General features: G+C 65.5%; 1 protein-coding gene and 2 pseudogenes. 1 reads left to right on the forward strand and 2 read right to left on the reverse strand.

Translation table 11 applies throughout. The features are described 5' to 3' along the window. Positions 1-228, reverse strand: a pseudogene (locus JCM19049_RS20920) (amidase family protein); the annotation flags it as partial. Between the two features lie 118 nt (positions 229-346). After that, a complete protein-coding gene (locus JCM19049_RS13125; protein WP_054821808.1) occupies positions 347-598 on the reverse strand; it encodes a hypothetical protein in 252 nt (83 codons plus the stop codon). Between the two features lie 414 nt (positions 599-1,012). Between JCM19049_RS13125 and JCM19049_RS13130 the strand changes: the two are divergent. Continuing rightward, positions 1,013-1,825, forward strand: a pseudogene (locus JCM19049_RS13130) (class I tRNA ligase family protein); the annotation flags it as partial.

Genomic DNA, 1,825 nt, shown 5'->3' on the forward strand with positions numbered 1-1,825 from the left:
CAGGTGCCGGCGGGGTGTTGCTGATCCAGTTGTCCAGCAGGCCCGCCTCGGCCACGGTGGGGGTGTGCACGCCAATGGTGTCGCGGGAGGTGGACAGCCCGATGATCCCGTCAATGGGCCAACGTCCGGTGCTGGGACGAAACCCGACCACCCGCAGGAGGAGGCCGGGATGGAAATTGAGCCGCCGGTGTCCGTACCCAGGGAAATGCGCACGGTCCCGGCGGCCACGGCCGCGGCGCTGCCGCCACTGGATCCGCCCGCGGTGCGCTGCCGATCATAAGGTTGCGCACCGGCCCGTAGACGGCGTTGTTGCTGGTGATCCCGAACGCCAGCTCATGCATGTTCGTCAGGCCGTGCACCCGACCGCCATGCTGGCGCAGGATGGAAACCACCAGGCATCGGCCGGAGCCCGGTACCCGCCATAGACGGGGCTGGCCGCGTTCGTCGGAAGGCCCTGCACCTGGATATTGGCCTTGACGGCAAAGTTAAACCCGCCCTCACCCGCGATGGGGGCATTGTCGTGCGGTGGACCGGCGTCGGTGTCCGGCAGATCCTCCAGATGCGTCCAGATCCCGTCCTGCCCGTGATGGTCCGTCATTGACTTTCCTGGTCCCTTCGAACAATGCGCGGCGCGGTGCTCCCATCCGTGCCGATTACCCCGAGCCTAGGCAGAAGCCGCTCACCGGCCAGCGTCCAGGGCAGCAGGGGCCGTGTTGGCCGAGGATGTGCCGAAGCACGCGGTCAGGGTGGCATGACGTGGTGGACAAATCCGGGTAAAGTGGAAGACGTGCGACGTTGATCCGGCCATCACCGGGGAGTCCTTGGAAGAACAGCCCGGTTCCGGGCCTAGTAGAACCGAGCGGGACCAGCCCGTGACAGCTGAAGACAAGCGGTTTGTCCGCCGGCCCCCACGCGGTGCCGGATGGGGGAACAAGCGGGGTGGTACCGCGGCCACAGGTCGTCCTCGCAGTGAATGTTTCCGAACCTACGCTTGTAAGGATGGCCGCCTACGATGAGCTTCTACCCGAAGGTCACTACCGATCCCTCCGGTTCCACCCCGGCATCTCCGCGCTTCCCCGAGATCGAAAAACGAGTCCTCGAGTACTGGAAGCGGGACAACACCTTCCAGGCCTCCATTGACCAGCGCGAAGACAACGAATTCGTCTTCTACGACGGCCCGCCGTTCGCCAACGGCCTGCCGCACTACGGCCACCTGCTCACCGGCTACGTCAAGGACCTGGTCGCCCGCTACCAGACCCAGCGCGGACACCGTGTGGAACGCCGTTTCGGCTGGGACACCCACGGGCTGCCGGCCGAGCTGGAGGCCATGAAGCAGCTGGGGATGGCCGATAAGAAGCACATCCTGGAGATGGGCATCGACAAGTTCAACGACGCCTGCCGCAGCTCGGTGATGAAGTACGCCGACGAGTGGGAGGAGTACGTCACCCGCCAGGCGCGCTGGGTCGACTTTGAAAACGACTACAAGACCCTGAACGTCGAGTACATGGAATCGGTGATCTGGCGTTCAAGCAGCTCTCCGACAAGGGGCTGACCTACCAGGCTTCCGCGTGCTGCCGTACTGCTGGAAGGACGAGACCCCGCTGTCCAACCACGAGCTGCGCATGGACGACGACGTCTACAAGAACGTCCAGGACCAGACCGTGACCGTCACCTTCCCAATCCTGGAGGGCGAGCTGCCGGTCTCCCGCCACCTGGTCGGCGTGCAGGCCCTGGCCTGGACCACCACCCCCTGGACCCTGCCCACCAACGAGGCGCTGGCCGTGCACCCGGACGTGGAATACGTGGTCGTGCCCGCCGGGGAAGC

It is taken from the genome of Arthrobacter sp. JCM 19049 (assembly GCF_001310435.1).

What these genes read in the sequence shown, in the direction of transcription:
- JCM19049_RS13125 (WP_054821808.1), bottom strand. Translation starts at nt 598, where the DNA reads ATGACGGACCATCACGGGCAGGACGGGATCTGGACGCATCTGGAGGAT.